This window comes from Salinibacter pepae, assembly GCF_947077775.1.
GTDB lineage: Bacteria > Bacteroidota > Rhodothermia > Rhodothermales > Salinibacteraceae > Salinibacter > Salinibacter pepae.
Window position 1 is genome coordinate 3,143,536 of sequence record NZ_CAMTTE010000001.1, and the last position, 19,165, is coordinate 3,162,700.

Consider the following 19,165-nt stretch of genomic DNA (forward strand, 5'->3'; position numbering starts at 1 on the left):
GCTTTCGCGCCGCGAGACTATGGCCGCCGCCGGAGCGTATCGGGAACCGTGGGGACCGTGAACGAAAGGTCCGGGGGACGGCCCTCAAGCTTCATGCGGCCCGTGGCGCGGGTCGTCGCGTCGGCCAGGTCCTGCCAGGGACTGGACATCCAAAGCCGTCGGTGCGTGCCGATAATGCGAAGCTGGCGGCGGCGGTACCGGGTCGGGCGCTGTTCGGCCAGGGTCTCGAAGCGGTCGTGGAGTTGAAGCAGGCGCTCGCGGTTGCCCTCTGTGAAGCCGAAGTGGGCGATGTCGTCGACCAGGGCCTCGTACTGCCGGTCCCACCGGGTCACCTGGCCCGGGCGGGGCCCCGCGTAGGTGGAGGCGTCATAGCGGAAGGTGGCCGACGAGTTGAGGGACCGAATCCCCGCGGCGCGGAGCACATCGGGGGCTCCCAGCGGGAGGAAGAAGCGCACGGCCTTGCCGTCGACGGCGGAAACGAACCGCACGTTGCCGGCCTCCGGAATGGACCTGCGAGGGGAGGCCGGCAGGTCGATGTGGGGGTTCAGCGCGCGGAAGCGGTCGTATGTCGTCCGGGCGGTGTCGGCGGCCGGCCCCCAATCGAACGACCGGGCCGTGGTGTCGAGGGGGGCGAGAAGATCGCGCAGCGCCACTGAGGTGCCCGGGTCCACCTGCAACCGGACGGCCTGGAGTGGGGGGGATTGGTCCACCGGGCGGTCGTCGCGGGCCGTGAGGGCGCCGTACGCGGCGGGGACGTAGCCGCGGGAGTCGCCGCCGAAGGTGGATCCGTCGCGCACCGTGTCGAAGCCCTCCGTCACCGCCCAGGCGTAGGCGTCCGCCACGGTCGAGGAGGCGGTAAAGTGATCCGAGGTGTAAAACGCGCGGTACAGCTTAAAGATGTTGCCGGGCCCGGCGTGGTAGGCCGACAGGCCGGGTAGCTCGTGCCCCACGGCGTTGGCGTAGCCGCGTAGCAACAGGAAGGCGGGCTCCAACACGAGGAGGGGATTGCGCTCCTCCCGGACCCGCACCCAGGCGCCGGCCTCGGTCGGAAGCGTGTACTCGGTCACGCCGCCCCGGCGCAGGATCCAGGGCAGCATCTGGTAGCGGCTCACGGCCCCCGCCGTCGACACGAGGTGATCCTGGTTGAACGTCTCAACGGTCCCAATCTCCGTCGCGAGCAGGCTCAGTCCCAGGTGCTCGGCGAGTCGGCGCTCGTAGGCCCGGTAGGCCCGATCGCGCTCGTGGGCGGTTTCGACCTGATTGGCCCGTCCCCAGCGGACGATGATGTCGTCGAGGGGAACGCCGCGCCGCTCGTACTTGTCCACGAGCCGGTCCATCTCCTCGCGGCGCCGCTCATCGACCGTGTTCCAGTCTACGGGGGCGCCGTTTTCGTACGCGGCCCGGAGGTCCGTGAGCGCAAACAGCTCCAGCACCTCGTCCGTCCGGCGGTCGATGACCCGGATCGTGAAGTTGTCGTCGCGGGCCTGCCGGTGGACGTACTGGTCCAGCAGGTCGTGAAACTGCCGGAGGACATCCGGGGTGCGGGTCGCCGCGAGGGAGGCAGACGGGGTGAAGTAGGGGGCGAGCTTCGTCGACGGATGCGAGGACCGGTCCGCCAGGGCCGGGGCCGTGCTCGCCTCCGACGAGGACGGGCCCTGAAGCAGGGCAGGAGGGAGGAATGAAAGGTCGGGGAGGACCTGGGACTGTCCGGGAGAAAACGGGGCGAGCGCACTCAGGACGACGAGCAGCGTCACGCCGCTGAGCATGACGGCCGAGAGACGACGAATAAGCTGCGCGGCCCCGGGGGAGGACGCGTCGACGCCGTCGTCGGATTGGTCGGACCAGAAGGGAGGGCGCATAACAGTGCAGTCGTGAACATCGACGAGAAGCGAGGGCGCGGGACGTCAGGCTGAGGAAGAGACAGAGGCCGTCCGGGCGTGCCCCAGAAACGCCCGAAAGAGCGGTCGGGTGACGTCGCCCATGCGTTCGGGATGAAACTGAACGCCGAACAGGCGTCCGCTCTCGTGTTCGATCGCCTCGATCACCCCGTCCGGGGCCGTGGCCGCCACCGAAAATGCGTCCCCGACCGTCGCGATGGCCTGGAGGTGGCGCGTGTTGACGGTCAGGGCCTCGGCGTCCAGCCACCGGCGGAGACGAGAGGAAGGCCGCAGGGTGACCGGATGGGTCGTGCCCCCGCGTTTCTGGCTGTGCGTCTGCGCCCCCTCGTGCTCGGCCTCCACATCCCCGTAGATCGTGCCGCCCGCCAGGGCGTTGAGGCGCTGCATGCCGTAGCAAATGCCCAGAATGGGCCGCCCGGCCTGCCAGCAGGCCTCAATCCAGCGGCGGTCCGACGCGGCCCGCCGCGGGCTGAGGGGGGCGAGCGCGTCGGGGAGCGGGCCGGTGAGGCCTTCGGAGACGGCCGGTCCCCCCGGCACCACCAGCCCGTCAATGCGGCCCAGCGTCTCCTCGACCGTCCGGTCGGACTCGGTGATGGGGAGCACCACGGGAACCCCACCGGCGTTCTCGATGGCCGCCGTGTACCGGCGGTCCAGGCGCTGCGTCCCGTCCGTGTGGGCGGTCGTAATGCCAATGTGAGCGGGCATAGGCCACGGAGAAGAGCGGTGCAGGAAGACGGGGGGGGAGGGTAAGCCCAAATTATGTGCCATCCCACCGGGAGACGGCAGGCGGGTCCAGTTGAGGGGGCTCAAGGCCGCACGTCGCGCAGCGTGATGGGGGTTGGGTCGGAGGAGGCCGTCAGGTCGAGGGCCAGGGTGAGGGTGTCGCGGGAGCGGATGATGTTCGTCGCGTGGGAGCCGAGGGATCCACGATCGAGTTGATCGTGCAGGGCGCTCTTGATGGTACGGCGCTGGCCCTGCGTGGTGGAGGAGCCGTGGATCACTTTCAACTGGCTCCGCCCGCGGCTCTCGGCGAGACGAAGCGTGGTGTAGGTCACGTCGAGGGCCTCGTCGACCGACAGGCCGTGCAGGTCGAGGGTCACCGTGGAACCGTCGTCGTCAAGCGTAGGCGTCGCCATGGGCCTCGGGGTGGGGCGTAGAAACAGTGCGTGTGTGGTACCTTCCCGGCCGAGAAGAGATTCGGGAGGGAGCCCGGCCCGAAACTGTCCCCGTGGAGGGGCAGTGCTGTGCACGGGGCACTGGAAGGGGCCCCGCAACAGCCATCGGGAAGCGTGTGAAAGTTTCGCCGCGTCCGCCCGGATGAGGCGTCGGTCGTTAGGGCACGATGGTAAGGCGGCGCCCACGGTGCGTTTCTACGCGGGCGAACGGCAGAACGGTTGGTATGAATCGGAGTCGGGAGTGCCGCGCCGGCGCGGGGCGGCGGAGGCGGCAGGGCGGCCGTGCCCGCGGAGAAAGGGCACCCCATCACGCCGCCCAGGCCGGCAGACGCGAGGTTGAGTCGATGGGGGCGCCCGCCTCGGCACCGGTCAACGGCCCTGCACCCGGGCGTCGCACGGAGGGCACGGAAACGGGCCTACGCAGTGCCGTCGGACGGATCGGACTCTCCAGCTAGACGGGCCCGCTCCCGTTCGATCTGGTCCACGAGACGGGGGGCGTGCTCCACGAGCCGCTCGATGAGGGTGGTCAACTGGTCCCGATCCATGCCCGCCAGAAGATCGGCGACCGCGGCAGGATCCGACTTGGGCACCTCGTCGCTGTCGAGCACCTTCAGTACAGTGGCGACGACGTGCTTGCACCAGGAGCCCTCGTAGTACGGACACGTGCACTCAACAGCCGCGACGTGGTCGGCCTCGAACTGAACGGTCACCACGTACGGGTGCACGTTGCTTCCCTGCACCTTCGCCTTCAAGGTGTGATCGTCGGTTCGCTCCACGGACTGCACAGCCCCGTCGTGGAAGTATTGCCGGCCGCGCTCGAAGGACCCGCCCGCGGTGTGCTCCCGGAGTTGGTCCCTGGTGACGGGAAGAGTGGTCATAATGGCTGAAGGGGAACCAGAATTATGCGTTCAGGGGAGAAGAGGATGTCTTGGGGGCGGAGGCCACGTGGGCGAGGAAATTCTCAAAAACGCGGGTGGCGGTCCCGGCCGCCTCCACGTTGTCGTCCGTACAGGTGTCGAGGGCGCGCTGGATCGTGCGGCCGGACAGGTCCTTCGAGTGAATCATGGCCTCGGCGGTCTTTAGGTCGTACTCGGGGTGGAACTGCACGCCGTACACCTGCTCGTAGCGGAGCGCCTGTACGCCCGTCTCGTTGGAGGCCAGCAGGCGGGCGTCGGGCGGCATCTTCACCACGTGATCGGAATGGGTAGCGAAGACGGTAAAGGGATCCGGAAGCCCGTCCCAGATCGGATCGTCCGCCTCCTGCTGAACCTCAATGTAGCCCAGCTCATAGTTGCCCCCGCGAACGGTCCCCCCTAGGATCTGGGCGAGAAGCTGGTGGCCCCAGCACACGCCAAGAAGGGGCAGGCCGTCGGAGATGGCCCCCTCCACCCAGCGGCTCAGCTCCTGTATCCAGGCCCGGTGGCTGTCATAGACGGAGGACTGTGAGCCGCTGATGATGGCGCCGTCGAACGACGGAGGCGCCTCGCCGTCCGTCTGAACGGGAGCGGGCTCACCGATGGGTGGGGGCATCTCTCCCTCGTTCGCGTTGTAGACGGTGAGGGACGCATCGACTTCCCGCTCGAAGTTGCGCTGGGCGTGAGGGGTGCCGAGCGATGCGTCGATGAGGGCAAGATGCATCTCGCAAGGTGCGTTCGGTTCAACAGATTCTCACGTAGATCACCGCCGAGAACGAAGTGCGTTCCGGCCCTTGGACGAGGACAAGCGATGCGCCAAACCCGGAAGGCCCTTGACTGAAAGCCGGCTCGTCCGTAGCGTCTATACCACGGAGGTCCTAAAAGTCGTCCCCCGAGCGGGCGCAGACGAACAAGGCATTCTCCGACCCCGCGGAAAACAGGGGGCGGAGTGAGTGACGGCCCGCCCATTCGGCGCTCCGCCCCGGGGAGCTGTGAAAAATTTCTATAGGGCCCCTCGTGTCAGTGTTCGCAATCCCGACGCCGCTGCGTTCACGATTCCCATTGTCTCCGCCCAAATGACTGGTCCCAGCCCCGGGCCCATTCGTCGCGTCACCGTCCTCGGGATCGCGCTCGTGACCACCCTGATCCTTGGGGCACGGGCAACACCGAGAACAGTACGGGCGCAGCCGACATCGCCCCCGGACCGGTCGAGGACAGTCCCCGACTCCTCCTGGAACCGGGCGGGCGTACGCGATACCAGTCGGGCGGCCCGGTGGCGCCGCGTGCGTCGCCAGAAGGCCCAGTCGATGGAGGAGCACAAGCCGTCCTTCGTGGAGCGGGCCGTGTCGTTTGTGAGTAGCTTCGGTGGCGCCGTCGTGCCCCACCGCCTGATTCTCGATGTGCCCCGGGTGGAGATTGCCGACTTCCACCCGGTCTTTGGGGGGCTTGAGGGCAACGCCGGAACGACGGCAGGGGTGCTCTACGCCCCGACGTTCTGGGCGGGGGAGCAGCGCCTCGCTGAGGCGGAGCTTCTTGGGAGCCTCCGTGGATATTATGGAACAGGGGCGCGCTTCGGGGGCGTCTTCGGGCCCTACGTGGGGTATGCGTATGCCCGGTATCAGCACCGCCCCCGCGAGAGCTTCTACGGGGTCGGCCCCAACAGTCAAGTGGACACGGAAGCCGGCTTCCGGTTGGACCAGGGGGTTGTGGGGGGGCTCCTGGGGTGGTCGCCCCGGCCCAGTGCACTCCTCGGGGGACACGTCTCGTACCAGGCGAACCGGTACGAGACCGGGCAGGGCGGCCGGCCGACGGTCGCGGATCAGTTCGGGGCGACGCTCCCCGGCATAGGGGACGATGTGGACTACCTCATGCTCGGGGCTTTCTTCGAGCTTGACGCCCGCGACACGCCGTACACCCGCGCCTTCGGACACCGATTTGCCCCGACGGAGCCCCGACTGCGCGGGGTGTCGCTCGATGCATCGCGCGGGTTCTACCTGGCCTCTGAGGTGACACACAATTTGAGCATGCGGGGACAAGACGTCGACTTTACCCGCTTCACGCTCGATGTTCGAGAGTTCGTGCCGATTGGAAAAGAGCTGCTCCACGGCTTCTCCTTTCGCCAGTTTGCGTCGGTCACCCACTCGGGGGGCGGGCGTGTGCCGTTCTATCGATTGCAATCCATCGGGGGAGCCCGATCCCTCCGGGGGTGCCCGACGGGGCGGTTCCGCGACCGAAACGTGTTGCTGGCGAACGGAGAGGTACGGTGCCAGATCTGGCACTGGATCGACATGGCGGTCTTCGCCGACGTGGGGCACGTGTTTCGCGACGTTCGCGACGTCGATGCTGCGGATCCGCGCGTCGGGTACGGCCTTGGGTTTCGGGTCAAGAACGATGGGAAAACGCTGGGGCGCGTCGACGTGGCCCGAGGACGAGAGGGATGGGAGCTGCACCTTGACCTAGGCTCTCTCTTCTGATCACCATGTGCGCCGCGTTTTTCGGTTCAACTCGTGGGCTGCGGGTCCGGTATGCTGGAGGGCTGCTGTGCCTGTTGGCGCTTCTCGGCGGGAGCCCCTCGTCCGCAGCCGCGCAGCGATTTCTCTCCGATGACCCGCTGTGGCACGACCCCGATCGCATGGACATGCCCTTCCCGGAGCCGACCCCGTCGGACCGTGGGATCGGGCCCCTGGAGTTTTTTGAACGGAGCTTTGGGGTGCCAGGGGAGTACGCCGTCCCGGCGAAGAATGTCAACACGGTGGGGGGCGTGCCCAACTCGTCCTGGTACACCAATCGGCACTACCGGGCCCCCATGTCGCCGGCCGCCCTCCGACGGGGGCCCAATCAAGAGCCGGGGCCGTCGGCGCGATCACCGTGGCGCGTGGTCGAGCTGGGGGGAACCGGAGAGCTTCCTCGTGCGACCATCCGGGACACCACGGGACGAACCTTTCGGGTTCTCCTCAACGCGCCCGCGCACCCGGAGATGGCGACGGGCGCCGCCATGATTAGCAGTCGCCTGCTGCACGCGCTCGGCTACAACGTGCCGCAGCACTGGCTGCGTCGCGTTCGGGCGGGGCGGCTGGTGCCGGAGCCGGACAGCGGCGTCACGCGGTCCCGTGTGGACAGCCTTCTGGCGTCGGCCGCCCAGCGTCCGGACGGCACGTACCGGGCGCTCGTCACGCGGATCCCGGGTGTTGAGCACCGCATCGGACCGTTTCAATTTAAGGGTACCCGTGCGGACGACGGGAACGACGTGTTTCCCCACGAAGACCGGCGCGAGTTGCGCGGCCTCCGGGTGGTCGCGGCGTGGATTCACCACAGCAAGATTCGGCCCCGGCATACCCTTGATGTGGGGGTGCGGGTGGAGGGACGCCGGTTTGTGCGACACTACCTGACGGACCTACACCTCACGCTTGGCAGTGCAGGCGCGACGCCGAAGTCGGAGTGGTCGGGGCACGAGCACGTGCTCGAATTGGGCCGCATCGTCGAGCGCATCGGAACGCTCGGGCTCAGCGGGGCGGACTGGGCGGAGGTTGAGCCGCCCGACGACCCGGCCCTCGGTCGCTTCGGCATCGGCGGGTTCGATCCGCAGGCGTGGCGTCCCGAGTGGCCCAACCTCGCGTTTCAGCGCACCACCCCCGCCGATGCGTTCTGGGCCGCGAAGAAGATCCGGAATTTCTCCCGTGAGGACCTGCGTGTCATCGTCTCCACGGCCAACTACTCGTCGGCGGAGGTGGCCGACTACATGGTCCGCACCCTTCTCGCCCGACGGGACGCCATCGGGCAGGCGTTTTTGGACTGGGGAGGGGGCCTGGATCGATTTGCGGTCCGGTCCGGACGGCTCACCTTCGAGGACCTGCGCGCCGCCTACGGACAAGCGCCCGACACCCTCCGGCGCACGGTCACGTGGCGGGCCTATGACAACCGCGCGGACGCGGTGAGTCCCGTTTTGACTCGCATGCCCTCAAGCCGGGAGGCGGTGCCGCTTCCCGACTATTCCCCGTCCTACCTTCGCGCCTCCCTGGTGACGCCCCGAGCGGGAACCACCCGTGTCTATGTGCGCCAGACCGAGCAGGGGCAGGCGTCGCCGGGGGGACGGTTGCGTCGGCGAGTGGTCGGGGTTGAGCGCACGGCCGCCCCCACGGCACAGAGGCCCTGACCGGGCCTGCGAACCACAGGGTTGAGCGAGAAAGCCTCCGAGAGGGACGTGAACATTGCATTTCTCCTTACGTCGGGCCATACTGAAATGGTAGTTTTCCTCTCCAAGCAAAAATGCCCAATGTTATGTCACTCTCGAAGGTCTGGATTGTGATCGTCCTGCTTGTCGTCGCAGGCTGTGAACGTGCGGAAGAATCGCCGACGGACACCAAGGCCTACAACGGAACGATTGCCATGGTTGACGCCGAAGCGCGAGAGGTTCACGTGGAAGTCCCGGACGAAGGAACCATGGAGCTCGCCTTCACAGACACGACGCAGGTCCTGAAAAATTTTCTGGAGGTTCCTTTTGACTCTCTGAACACCGACCGAAAGGTCCGGGTCGAGGTCGTAGAGACCGGAAATCAGCCCACCCCGACGACCGTCACATTGCTTGAGTAGCCCTCCGTGCCGCGGCGGCGAATGGCAGGGCTGCCCGCAGTCGAGAGGCTCGAACGCCGGGCCGTGCTCCGTCCAATCCGGCGGTCCACGCCACCGCCGGGGATCCGTGCGCCCCCCGTTACGCGGTCCGGGTACCGGGGGATGTCCAGGACACAGGACCGGTACGGCGGAGGGGGGCTGTCCCACCGACCGGCCGACGCCCCGGACGAACGCCGTAGGAAGAAGAGACGGCGCTCAGTTCCCCTTCAGGGCGATGTTATCGGGCCCGAAGATGCGCTGGGCCCCCCGCATGAACTCGGCGGTCGGCTCCACGACGTAGGCCCGGCTGCGGAGGCGCTCCTGGCCCCGAAGCTCAGGGGCGTCCACGTCGAAGTAGAGCGTGCAGTTGCCCTCCGTCCGTTCGCAGAGCTGTCGGAAGGTCTGGAGCTCGTCGGGCATCACCTGGTCGAGGTCCACCGTCAGGATCACCTCGCTCACCATCTGCTCGCGCACCTTCCACATCGGAGTGAGGTCTTTGGCGAGCACCTTCACGGTGCCGCCGCGGACCTCCACGTTGCCTTTCGCGAGGACGACGTTGTCGACTTCCAGGTAGGGCTGCACCCGGTCGAGGATGCTGGAGAAGATGACCATCTCGCCCTGGCCGGTGAAGTCCTCGATCGTGGCGAACGCGATCGGCTTGCCGGACTTCGTGGTGTTTCGGTCCACCTCGGTAATGATCCCGCAGAAGGTGCGGACGGGCCCCCGGTTGCGGCCGTCGCCCCCGGCGGCCTGTTCGATGACCTGTTCGAGCTGGTCCGGCTCGCCGAAATGGGCGGTGGCGAAGGCGTCGGCCTCGGCGCGGTACTCGTCGAGCGGGTGGCCGGAGACGTAGAAGCCCAGCACCTCGTGCTCTTCCTTCAGGCGCTGCGACTTGGCCCAGGTCTCCACGTCCGGCAGGCCCGGCTGCATCGCCTCGGTGCCCGCGTCGCCGTTGCCGAAGAGCGAGTTTTGGCCGGCCATGCGGTCGTGCTGCACCTTCTGGCCGTAGCGCACGGCCTTGTCCATGATCTCCATCAGCTGCGCGCGGTGGCCCTCCAGGTCGTCGAGCGCCCCGGCTTGGGCGAGCGCCTCCAGCGTGCGCTTGTTGACCGTGCCGAGGTCCACGTTTTTCGTGAGGTCGAAGATGGAGTCGAACGGGCCGTGCTCCTCCCGGGCGTCGATCAGAGCGTTGATTGCCTTTTCGCCCGCGTTCTTGATCGCCGCGAGGCCGAAGCGGACGCGGTACGCCCCGTCCGGGCCCTGTTCCACCGTGAAGCGCGACTGGCTCCGGTTAATGGAGGGCGGGAGCACCTCCAGGCCCATGCTCCGGGCCTCCTCCAGCACCTTCGACAGCTTGTCGGTGTTGTCCATCTCGTTGGTCATCGCCGCCGCCATAAATTCCGGCGGGTAGTGGGCCTTCAGGTAGGCCGTGCGGTAGGCGACCAGCGAGTAGGCGGCTGAGTGAGATTTGTTGAAGCCGTACCCGGCGAACTCGTTGATGATGTCGAAGAGCTCGTCCGCCTCGTCTTCCGGGATGCCATTCTCCGCCTCGCACCCCTTGATGAACTTCTCCCGCTGCTTGCGCATGAGCTTTTCCTTCTTCTTGCCCATCGCGCGGCGCAGGATGTCCGCCTCGCCGAGGGAGAAGCCGGCCAGCTCGCGGGCCATCTGCATCACCTGCTCCTGAAACACAGCGATGCCGTACGTCGGCTCCAGGATGTCCTCCAGCAGCGGATGGGGGTACTCCACCTCCTCCCGCCCGTGCTTGCGGGCCACGTAGGTGGGAATGTTCTCCATCGGGCCCGGCCGGTAGAGCGCGTTCATGGCGATCAGGTCGCCGATCTCCGTCGGCTTCAGCTTGCGGAGGTGCTCCCGCATGCCGGTCGACTCGAACTGAAAGATCGAGACCGTATCCCCGCGCTGGAAGAGCTCGAACGTGGCCTCGTCGTCGAGCGGGATGTCGTCGATGTTGAGGTCCACGTCGCGGGTGTCCTCGACGAGCTCGACGGCGTCCTCGATGAGCGTGAGCGTCTTGAGGCCGAGGAAGTCCATCTTCAGCAGCCCGAACTCCTCCACCCAGTCGCCGTCGTACTGGGTGGTGACGACCTCCTCGCCCTTGCTCTTGGCGACGGAGACGGGCACGTAGTCGCTGATCTCACCGGGGGCGATGATGACGCCGGCGGCGTGGACCCCGGTATGCCGCACCGACCCCTCCAGCACCTCTGCGTACTGCATCATCTTGCTGACCTCCGGGTTGTTGGCGTCCTTCAGCGCGCGGAAGTCGGGGTTCTCGTCGAAGGCCTGTTCGAGGTCCACGCCCGGCCCGTCGGGGATCATCTTGGCGATTTCGTCGGCGCGGTCCAGCGGGATGTCCAGTACGCGCGACACGTCGCGCACCGCGGTCTTCGCGCCCATGGTGCCGAATGTGACGATCTGGCAGACATTCTCCTGCCCGTATTTCTCCACCACGTAGTCGATCACCTTTTCGCGGCCCCGGTCGTCGAAGTCGATGTCGATGTCGGGCATCGACACGCGCTCCGGGTTGAGGAAGCGCTCGAAGAGAAGGTCGTATTCGAGCGGGTCCACGTTGGTGATGCCGAGGCAGTAGCTCACGCAGCTGCCGGCGGCGGAGCCGCGCCCCGGGCCCACGCGCACGTCGAGTTCGCGGGCCGCGTCCGTGAAGTCCTGGACGATGAGGAAGTAGCCGGAGTAGCCCTCGTCGGCGATAATGCCGAGCTCGTGGTTGAGCCGGTTCACGACCGTCTGAGGCAGCGGGTCGCCGTAGCGCTCCTTCGCCCGCTCGAAGGCGAGGTGGCGCAGGTACCCGTCCATGTCCTCGAACCCGTCCGGGATGGGGTAGTGAGGCATCAGGAGGTCCCCCATCGGGAGGTCGAACGCGCACTTGTCGGCCACCTTGTTGGTATTGACGAGCGCCTCGCGCTGAAACTCCTCCGGGATCCCCGTGAGGGCCTCCATCATGCCCCCCGAGTCCTTCAGGTAAAACTGGTCGTTGCTGAAGCGCATCCGGTTGGGATCGTTGTAGTCGTCCCCCGTCTGGAGGCAGAGCAGGATGTCCTGTGCCTCGTGGTCCTGCTGGTTGACGTAGTGGACGTCGTTGGTGGCCAGCACCTCCACGTCGTACGCCCGGGCCCACTCCAGCAGCACCTCGTTGACGGTGTGCTGGTCGTCGATGTCGTGGTCCTGGATCTCGATGTAGTAGTCGTCCCCGAAGATGTCCAGGTACTCCTCAAACTTTTCCTGGGCCGCCGCTTCGCCCTGGTTCAAAATCATCTGCGGCACCTGGCCCTGCAGGCAGCAGGTGGTGGCCACGAGCCCCTCGTGGTGCTTGCGGAGGAGGTCAAGGTCGATGCGCGGCTTGTAGTAGAAGCCCTCCAGGAAGGAGGTGGAGGAGAGCTGCATCAGGTTCTCGTAGCCGGTCTGGTTTTTCGCCAGGAGAACCTGGTGATAGCGAGTCGGGTCGGACTGGTCTTGAATGCCGCTCGGCGTCAGGTAAAACTCGCACCCAATGATTGGCTGGACGTCGGACTTCTGGGCCGTGGTGTAGAACTCCGGGACGCCGTAGAGATTGCCGTGGTCGGTAATGGCGACGGCCGGAATGTCGCGGCGCTCGGCGCTCTCGATGAGTGGCTCAATGCCGGCGGCGCCGTCGAGGAGGGAGTACTGCGTGTGGCAGTGGAGGTGGGAAAAATTGGGCATACGAGCGCGGGGCGTCAGGGAGGACGGTTCCGGGGCGGAGAGGCTTCAGGTCCAGTGCCCAACTAAAATGACGCCCGCTCGGGAATCAATGGATTCCCGGCGTCTTCCCATCAGGGCGCGTCGCCGGCCCCCTCCGTTTCGCGAGCCGGTGTGAGGGCACACTGTCCGTGGGGCCCGCCGACGCAGCGGTCCCCTGTGCGGCCGGGGCGCGGTCGTCTGCGGGAGAGGCCAGATCGGCATGCCGGGCGGGACCGTTCAGGAGCCCACTGGGCTACGCAATCGGCTCGAAGTGGTCGTCGAACCAGTGTTGGGCCGACACGACGGCCTCGCGCATCAGGTCTTCGGCCTGGGCCGTCTCCCGGCCGGCGAGGAAGTCGTGCAGCAGGTCGGCATCGAGCTTTCGGGCGGCGTGTTCGCAGGCCTCCCAGCTGAGAATGCTACGCACCGCGCGGCCCAGGGCCTGCTTGGTGTCGTCGTAGGGACGGGCCTGCACGTCGTGGCCCTTCCAACGGTCGAAGCCGGCGTCCTGCATGAGGCGGGCCATGGCGATGTTCAGTCCGTTGATGCGGGCGGCCTGGTCGATATCGAACCGCCCGGGGCCGCCCATCGAGATGCCGTCGTTGTAGCCCTGGCTGTTGAGGTGGGTGTGGTGCATCATCCCGTTGTCGAGCTCCTCGATCGTGTCGTGCACCGGGTCGAGGCCCACCATCTCGGAGTGGCCGATCTCCTTGTTGATGCCCTTCCGGCCTAGGGACACGTCGAACTCCTCCGCGATGCGGTACCACATGACGATGGCGCTCGCCACGGTGGGGAGGAGCAGGGCCGGGTGCCCTTCGTTGGGCTTCGGCTCCAGCGTCATGAAGAGGGCCCCGCCCTGCTCCGCCTCAAACTGGCACAGTGTCGCCAGGCTTGCCTTCAGGTTCTGGTACATCCGCCGCAGCTCGGGGGTGGCGAGGTCGTACCCGAAGGAGCCGTTCCACACGACGAGGGAGGGGGCCTTGGCCGGGTCGTCGTTCCAGCCGGGGCGGAGGGGGCCGTAGGCAAGCTCGACGCTGCGCCTGGAAAACGCCTCGGCCGCCTTGCGCTCGTCGGGGTCAAGCGACGCGATCCCGCCGTAGGCGTAGTGCAGATGGGCCCCCGGTGTCACCATTGCCAGGCTCAGGCCCGTCGCGTCCAGGGCGTCGGCGATGTCCGCCGCATTCTCCTCGTTATACTCGTTGTCGTAGTGCAGCTCCACGCCCAGCTCGACGTGCTCGGGCAGGCGCGGCGCAATCTCGTTCCGTACCAGACGGACGAAGTCGACGGTGTCGAACTGGTCGGGCCCCCAGGCTGGGCGGACGCCGCTCGGGACGAATCGGCCCGTGCCCTCGTGGAAGGTCCAGCGGCAGAGGCTGTGGAGTGAAGGGTCGGACATGGTCAGGTCGGGCGGTTGAGTTGGTGAGCGAGCGTGTCGGTCCAGCGGGCGTACGCCTCCGCGTAGGCCGGGGCTTGTTTGGGGTTTGGGGGCACCGTCGTCACGGGCTCCAGGCCCCCGAAGGCATCGCTCGGGGCGGCATAGAGGCCGGCCCCCACCCCGGCCCCGCGGGCGGCCCCTTCGGCCCCGTCGGTACGAAGCAGCTCGACGGTCGTGTCCGTGAGGGTGGCGAAGGCGGTGGCGAAGAGCGGGCTGAGAAACATGTTGCCGTGGCCGGCCCGAATCGTCTCGGCGGAGAGGCCCATCTCCCGCATGATGTCGAGGCCGTAGCGCAGGGCGAAGACAATGCCCTCCTGTGCGGCGCGGAGCAGGTGGGGGCGGCCATGCACGTTGAAGTTGAGCCCGTGCACCGACGCCCCGAGGTCGCGGTTGCCCAAGGTGCGCTCCGCCCCGTTGCCGAAGGGGAGCACAGTGAGCCCCTCGGCCCCGATGGGGGCCTGGGCGGCCTCCGCGTTCATCTCCTGGTAGGAGGGGCCGTCGGCGCCGGCGAGGGTCCCGCGCAGCCACCGGTTGAGGATGCCGGTCCCGTTCACGCACATGAGGGTGCCGTAGCGGGGACGCGCCTCCGGCTCGTGATTCACGTGGAGGAAAGTGTTGACGCGGGACGGCGGGTCGTAGGCCGGCGTGTCGCCGACGCCGTAGATGACGCCGGACGTGCCGGCCGTCGCGGCCAGCTCGCCGGGCTCCAGGACATTGAGCGAGAAGGCGTTGTTGGGCTGATCGCCCGCCCGGTAGGCCACGGGAATGCCCTCGGGAAGGCCCAGGGTCTCGGCGGCAGTGGGGATGAGGGCACCCTGTTCAGAAAACGTGGGCACCGGCTCGGGCCACAGGTCCGGATCGAGGCCGAAGTGGTCGAGCAGGTCGACCGCCAGGCCCTGGCGCTGCACGTCCCAGAGCGTGCCCTCGGAGAGGCCCGACGGGGTCGTGCGGACGGTGCCGGTCAGCTTTAGGGCGAGGTAATCGCCGGGCAGCATGGCCTTGTGGACTCGGTCGTACACGTCCGGCTCGTGGCGCTTCACCCAGGCCAGTTTGGCGGCGGTGAAGTTGCCGGGGCTGTTGAGGAGGTGGCGCAGGCACCAGTCCGTGCCGAGCGCCCCGAAGGCCTTCCTCCCAATCTCCACCGCCCGACTGTCGGCCCAGACGATGGCCGGACGGAGCGCCTCGTGATTCTCATCGACGAGCACGAGCCCGTGCATTTGGTAGGTGATCCCGATCGCCTGCACGGCCTGGAGGTCGGCGTTGGGCCTCGATCGGAGCGCGTCCGTGGCGGCCTGCACGTGGCGCCACCAGCGGGCGGGCGGCTGCTCGGCCCAGCCGGGGCGCGGGGCGTCCATGCTCATCTCGTGGTCCGACGGGACGCGGGTGGAGGCCACCGTGTTGCCGGTGTCCGGATCCAGCAGGGCCGCCTTGATCGCCGAGCTGCCAATGTCGTAGCCGAGAAGCATGGAAGGAAGACGGCGGGTGAACGAGGATGTGTGGTTCGGGGCCGTCCTGCCTTCGGTCTCACCACCGATGAGAGACCGGCGCACGGGGCACGGTCGTGCACGTCGCGGATCATACCGCCACGAGCCCGATCAGCCAGCCGCAGCCGAGGGCGGCGTAGATGCCCAGAATGTAGCCGGCCACGCCCATCAGCAGGCCCACGGGCGCCATTGCCGGCAGATAGACGCCCGCCACGATGGGGGCGCTGGCGGCCCCGCCCACGTTGGCCATGCTGCCGGTGGCGACGAAGAAGAGGGGAGCCTTCACCATCCGGGCGGCGGCTAGCAGGAAGGCGATGTGGATCAGAATCCACAGCACCCCGGCCAGCAGGTACAGCGGGACATCCAGCACGGCAGCGAGGTCGGCCTTCGCGCCGATGGACGTGAGGAGCAGGTACAGCGCGAAGTAGCCGAGCCGGGACGCCCCCGCGTTCTCCATCTCCTGGAGGGGCGTGAACGAGAGCAGAAGCCCGCCCGTCACCACGAGGAGAATCGCCCAGGTGTCCGTCGTGATGGCGGTGGGGTCGCCGAGCTCAGGAAGCGTGCCCGCAATGGCCTTGGCCCCGACGGTCGCGGCGAGGGCGAGGCCGATCATCAACGCGAGGTCGCGCAGGGTGACGGGCCGCAACTGGTCCTCCATATTTTTCATCTTTTCGTTCAGGCGGTCCATCGCCGTCGTGTCCGCCTGCATCCAGTCGTCGAAGTGGGCCTGGTAGGCACTCAGAAAGATGAGCACGCCCATCCAGCCGTAGCCGGCCACCACGTCCACCACCAGGAGCGGCCCGAGCGTGCTGTCGGGGGTGCCGAAGCTCTGCTTCATCGCCACCATGTTGGCCGTGCCCCCGATCCAGCTGCCCGAGAGCGCGGCAAACCCTTTCCAGGCCACCGGGTCCTCGAAGAACGGGCCGAACAGCGCGAACACGACCGGTCCGCCCACGATGATGCCGAGCGTGCCCGCGCACATCATGAACAGCGCCATCGGCCCCAGGCGGAGGATGGCCTTCAGGTCGACCGTGATCATGAGCAGGAAGAGCGAGAAGGGCAGCAGGTAGGCCGACATCCAGTCGTACACCGGGCTCTCGGCCGGGGTCAGGCCGGCGGTGGTGCACAGCATGGGCACGAAGTAGGCCCAGATGACCGGCGGGAGGTACTTGAACGCGGGCTCGAAGGCCTCGAATGAGTCCAGCCAGAAGACGACGCCGAGGATGGCACTGAAGAGCGCGATGATCGCCATCGGCTCGGAGACGAGGGGAGAGGTAAACACAGGGCAGGAGGTTCGTGGAGGGACCGTGACGAAACCGCACACAATCTGGCACAGCGTGAGGAGAGGGTCAACTGCAGAAGGGAGGCAGATCGTTTGGGACGAGCACGATGCGGAAGGGAGGGGGGCTCGTATTCCGCCGCGTGGCGGCCAGCCCGGAATGAGGCCGAACGGAATGTGCCGCCCCGAAACGAGACAGCCCCGTGTCCGATCTCGTCGGGCCCCTTCACGATGCGTGCGGCATCGGGATGGACGAGGAAAAATTAGCGACACCCCACAGGGAACCCCCTCTAAAAGATGAGCCGATCATTTGCGTTTGGGGTGGGGGGCGGAATTGCTTAATGCGTGGACGAAGCCGCAAAGGTTTGTGCGCAAGAAACAGTTCAGCTTGTCGAAATGCAGGGCGGCGGAGGAGGCCCCGGGAGCGTGGCCGTCGCTGCAGCGCACGCCCCAGTGAGCGCACGGGCTGAGTTCGGGCCGATCGGACGAAGGCACAGATTCCACGGTCGCAGATCTCGGCGGGCACGCCGATCCTGTACTCCTCCTTCCATCATCTTCTTCCATCATTGAGTGACGGATGTCACCGGCACGCGCCCACCTATGATTGCCTACCACCGACTCTTCGGGGCATTTCTGATCTGCATGACGGGAATCATTGGGGGGACCGGCCCCCTCCACGCCCAACCCGTTGAGCTCCTGTACGAGGAGAGCGGTGTGTTCGGCGACGCGCGGCGGGTGACCATCGGCCACGCCGACGAAGAGGGCACGGTCCCGCCAGATACGAGCGTCGTCCGGGCGTCAGATCGGGTCTATTTTGCAGTCCGGCCGGCTGGGGACTGGACGTTCGACCCCGACGACAAACAAACCTTGCAGAATATCACTCCGGTGCAGGACACCTCGGCACTCGTCCCCGAGACCCTGACGCTGGTCGGAGGAGAGGAGGAGGGGGCGCGTGCTGCGGTCATGTCGATGCCCAAGTCACGGATTGATTGGTTCGCCCCGGTCACGTTCCGCCACACGATCGACACGACGAGGGGGCTTTCGCTGAGCGAGCAGTACGCCCCAGCGTACCCGTTCCTCCGGCGGGCTTATCAGGAGGGGCAGCGGCACCTGCACGTCGGCAGGCCCCTCCGCGCCATTCGGGCCCTCCGCCCGTTCCACGGCCCCGCACCCCCGCCGTTTTCGTTCGTAGACGAGGCGAAGGCGCTTCTCGACACCGCCAGCACTCAGATTCTCGACGAGGCCCGGTCGCGGTTTCGGACGCTACGGCGGGACCTTGTGTCCGAGCCCGACGCCGCGGGGCTCGCCCGCCTCGACTCGTTTCGCGTGCGCCTCGATTCGATCCGGCCGGCTCTGGTCTCCTACGCCGAAGCGAGGGCGGAAACGGACCTGCCGGTCCAGAACCGAATCGAAACCCTCGTCCACTCCGCCGACCAACTCCATTCCGACGTCCGCAGCACCTATCGCCGCGAAACCCTACGCATTTTCCTGCGCGGGACGTACGAGAACCCGAAGCTCCGTCTCTACCTCGCCGCCCTGACGCAGCTACTGGTGGCCCCGGATTCCGCCTTTTCTGTCTCAACCCTTCAGGTCAGTCCGCTCCGCCCGGCAGTGCTTCGCACGCCGCGCTACGCAGAGATTCAGCAGCGGCTTCAGTCGGAAGGATGGGAAAACGAGTTTCGGGAAATTATCGACTTGGTGAACGAAAACATTCACGAGCGACAACAGGTCTTTGGGGACGAGATCATGCAAAGCCTCCGTCTGCGACGACCGGCGGCGCCCCAGCCCTACTTCGAGGTCATTGCGGCGATGAACGCACGCCTCGCCGAGGACCAGACGCGGTTCGCCGACGCGTGGGGCCGAGCGCTCGAAAAGGTGACCGACGTTTCCCTCCTACATGATTTGCAGCGATGGCGATTGGCCAGCCGGGTTGCCCCGGGCACTGTCCCGGAGCGGGCCTTGAGGCTTGCAGAGGAGGCCCGTTCCCACCAGCGGGCCGGCCGACTCGGCGCCGCAAACGCCCGCCTCCAGCTGGCTGCACGGCTGGCGGAGCCGTACGCCCCCCTGTATTACGAGCTGGGAGAGCTCAAGCAGGCGCAGGGGGACACGTTGAGGGCCCGGAAAGATTTCAGGCGGGCACGTGCCCTGGCCGACGCGTACGCCCCACCGGAGGTAAAAATGCTCCGTCAGTTGTTGGCGCAGCAGAAGTACGAGCGGGCCTTGATGCGGGCCGACTCGCTCTTGCAGGAGCAGTCGTACTGGCTGTTGTACCTGCCGAAGGCGCGGGCCCTGCTGGGAATGAATCGGCACGCCGAGGCGCGGCGGGTGCTTCGGGGGCGCTGCGAGCCCCTCAATGACGAGAGCCACGCCCTGTACGCGCTTCTTGCGGAGGCCTATGTCGGCATGGATGTCTGGGAGGGGGTCCGGTGGGCCGTGCAGCAGGCCGCCGCGCTACGGCCGCGCCGCTCAGCGTTTGTGGAGCGGGTGTCGGCGGTGCGTGCCACGGCCACCGAGCGGGGCCTCTCCCTCACCAAGGCGGCAGGGGACTCGATAAGTGCCGAGGAGCTCCGCCGGCGTGCCGACACGACGCGAGGGATTCGGACCCGAGACGGAAACCGACCACGGGACGACTGAGGC

General features: G+C 67.2%; 13 protein-coding genes. 4 read left to right on the forward strand and 9 right to left on the reverse strand.

Annotation, left to right across the window (positions count from 1 at the left end; genetic code table 11):
- Positions 1-17: 17 nt before the first annotated feature.
- The 5 genes from OJA40_RS13165 to OJA40_RS13185 form a co-directional block, all read right to left on the reverse strand.
- Positions 18-1,859 carry a hypothetical protein gene (locus OJA40_RS13165; protein ID WP_208426563.1) on the reverse strand — a complete coding sequence of 614 codons (1,842 nt, stop codon included), beginning with the start codon at positions 1,857-1,859 and terminating at the stop codon, positions 18-20.
- Between the two features lie 45 nt (positions 1,860-1,904).
- Positions 1,905-2,603 carry a gamma-glutamyl-gamma-aminobutyrate hydrolase family protein gene (locus tag OJA40_RS13170; RefSeq protein WP_208426564.1) on the reverse strand — a complete coding sequence of 233 codons (699 nt, stop codon included), beginning with the start codon at positions 2,601-2,603 and terminating at the stop codon, positions 1,905-1,907.
- Positions 2,604-2,704: 101 nt separating this feature from the next.
- Positions 2,705-3,034, reverse strand: a complete 330-nt coding sequence (locus tag OJA40_RS13175; RefSeq protein ID WP_208426565.1) for a Smr/MutS family protein — start codon at positions 3,032-3,034, stop codon at positions 2,705-2,707.
- Between the two features lie 455 nt (positions 3,035-3,489).
- Entirely contained in the window at positions 3,490-3,951 is a 462-nt protein-coding gene (locus tag OJA40_RS13180) for an SWIM zinc finger family protein (protein WP_263791408.1), read from the reverse strand.
- A 22-nt stretch (positions 3,952-3,973) separates the two neighbouring features.
- On the reverse strand, positions 3,974-4,711 hold the full coding sequence (locus OJA40_RS13185) for a type 1 glutamine amidotransferase (protein WP_263810866.1): 738 nt from the start codon (positions 4,709-4,711) through the stop codon (positions 3,974-3,976).
- A gap of 352 nt (positions 4,712-5,063) precedes the next feature.
- On the opposite strand from OJA40_RS13185, the gene OJA40_RS13190 reads away from it, so the two are divergent.
- The 3 genes from OJA40_RS13190 to OJA40_RS13200 all read left to right on the forward strand — a co-directional run bounded on the left by OJA40_RS13190 (position 5,064) and on the right by OJA40_RS13200 (position 8,577).
- Positions 5,064-6,461, forward strand: coding sequence for an outer membrane protein assembly factor (locus tag OJA40_RS13190; RefSeq protein ID WP_263810867.1), 1,398 nt, complete (start codon positions 5,064-5,066; stop codon positions 6,459-6,461).
- Between the two features lie 158 nt (positions 6,462-6,619).
- Positions 6,620-8,140, forward strand: a complete 1,521-nt coding sequence (locus OJA40_RS13195; RefSeq protein WP_263810868.1) for a hypothetical protein — start codon at positions 6,620-6,622, stop codon at positions 8,138-8,140.
- Positions 8,141-8,265: 125 nt separating this feature from the next.
- On the forward strand, positions 8,266-8,577 hold the full coding sequence (locus OJA40_RS13200; RefSeq protein WP_263810869.1) for a hypothetical protein: 312 nt from the start codon (positions 8,266-8,268) through the stop codon (positions 8,575-8,577).
- Positions 8,578-8,811: 234 nt separating this feature from the next.
- On the opposite strand, the gene dnaE is transcribed toward OJA40_RS13200, so the two are convergent.
- The 4 genes from dnaE to OJA40_RS13220 all read right to left on the reverse strand — a co-directional run bounded on the left by dnaE (position 8,812) and on the right by OJA40_RS13220 (position 16,531).
- A complete protein-coding gene (gene dnaE, locus OJA40_RS13205; protein WP_263809124.1) occupies positions 8,812-12,312 on the reverse strand; it encodes a DNA polymerase III subunit alpha in 3,501 nt (1,166 codons plus the stop codon).
- A 271-nt stretch (positions 12,313-12,583) separates the two neighbouring features.
- Positions 12,584-13,726 (reverse strand): xylose isomerase, encoded by a 1,143-nt coding sequence (locus OJA40_RS13210; protein ID WP_263809123.1) that lies wholly within the window; start codon positions 13,724-13,726, stop codon positions 12,584-12,586.
- Between the two features lie 2 nt (positions 13,727-13,728).
- Positions 13,729-15,231, reverse strand: a complete 1,503-nt coding sequence (locus OJA40_RS13215; RefSeq protein ID WP_263810870.1) for a xylulokinase — start codon at positions 15,229-15,231, stop codon at positions 13,729-13,731.
- Between the two features lie 109 nt (positions 15,232-15,340).
- Positions 15,341-16,531, reverse strand: coding sequence for a DUF819 family protein (locus tag OJA40_RS13220; RefSeq protein ID WP_263810872.1), 1,191 nt, complete (start codon positions 16,529-16,531; stop codon positions 15,341-15,343).
- A 597-nt stretch (positions 16,532-17,128) separates the two neighbouring features.
- Between OJA40_RS13220 and OJA40_RS13225 the strand changes: the two genes are divergently transcribed.
- Positions 17,129-19,162 (forward strand): tetratricopeptide repeat protein, encoded by a 2,034-nt coding sequence (locus tag OJA40_RS13225; protein WP_263810873.1) that lies wholly within the window; start codon positions 17,129-17,131, stop codon positions 19,160-19,162.
- Positions 19,163-19,165: the final 3 nt, after the last annotated feature.

Coding starts and splice junctions, on each gene's coding strand:
- OJA40_RS13165 (WP_208426563.1), bottom strand. CDS start 1,859: ATGCGCCCTCCCTTCTGGTCCGACCAATCCGACGACGGCGTCGACGCG.
- OJA40_RS13170 (WP_208426564.1), bottom strand. CDS start 2,603: ATGCCCGCTCACATTGGCATTACGACCGCCCACACGGACGGGACGCAG.
- OJA40_RS13175 (WP_208426565.1), bottom strand. CDS start 3,034: ATGGCGACGCCTACGCTTGACGACGACGGTTCCACGGTGACCCTCGAC.
- OJA40_RS13180 (WP_263791408.1), bottom strand. CDS start 3,951: ATGACCACTCTTCCCGTCACCAGGGACCAACTCCGGGAGCACACCGCG.
- OJA40_RS13185 (WP_263810866.1), bottom strand. CDS start 4,711: ATGCATCTTGCCCTCATCGACGCATCGCTCGGCACCCCTCACGCCCAG.
- OJA40_RS13190 (WP_263810867.1), top strand. CDS start 5,064: ATGACTGGTCCCAGCCCCGGGCCCATTCGTCGCGTCACCGTCCTCGGG.
- OJA40_RS13195 (WP_263810868.1), top strand. CDS start 6,620: ATGGACATGCCCTTCCCGGAGCCGACCCCGTCGGACCGTGGGATCGGG.
- OJA40_RS13200 (WP_263810869.1), top strand. CDS start 8,266: ATGTCACTCTCGAAGGTCTGGATTGTGATCGTCCTGCTTGTCGTCGCA.
- dnaE (WP_263809124.1), bottom strand. CDS start 12,312: ATGCCCAATTTTTCCCACCTCCACTGCCACACGCAGTACTCCCTCCTC.
- OJA40_RS13210 (WP_263809123.1), bottom strand. CDS start 13,726: ATGTCCGACCCTTCACTCCACAGCCTCTGCCGCTGGACCTTCCACGAG.
- OJA40_RS13215 (WP_263810870.1), bottom strand. CDS start 15,231: ATGCTTCTCGGCTACGACATTGGCAGCTCGGCGATCAAGGCGGCCCTG.
- OJA40_RS13225 (WP_263810873.1), top strand. CDS start 17,129: ATGATTGCCTACCACCGACTCTTCGGGGCATTTCTGATCTGCATGACG.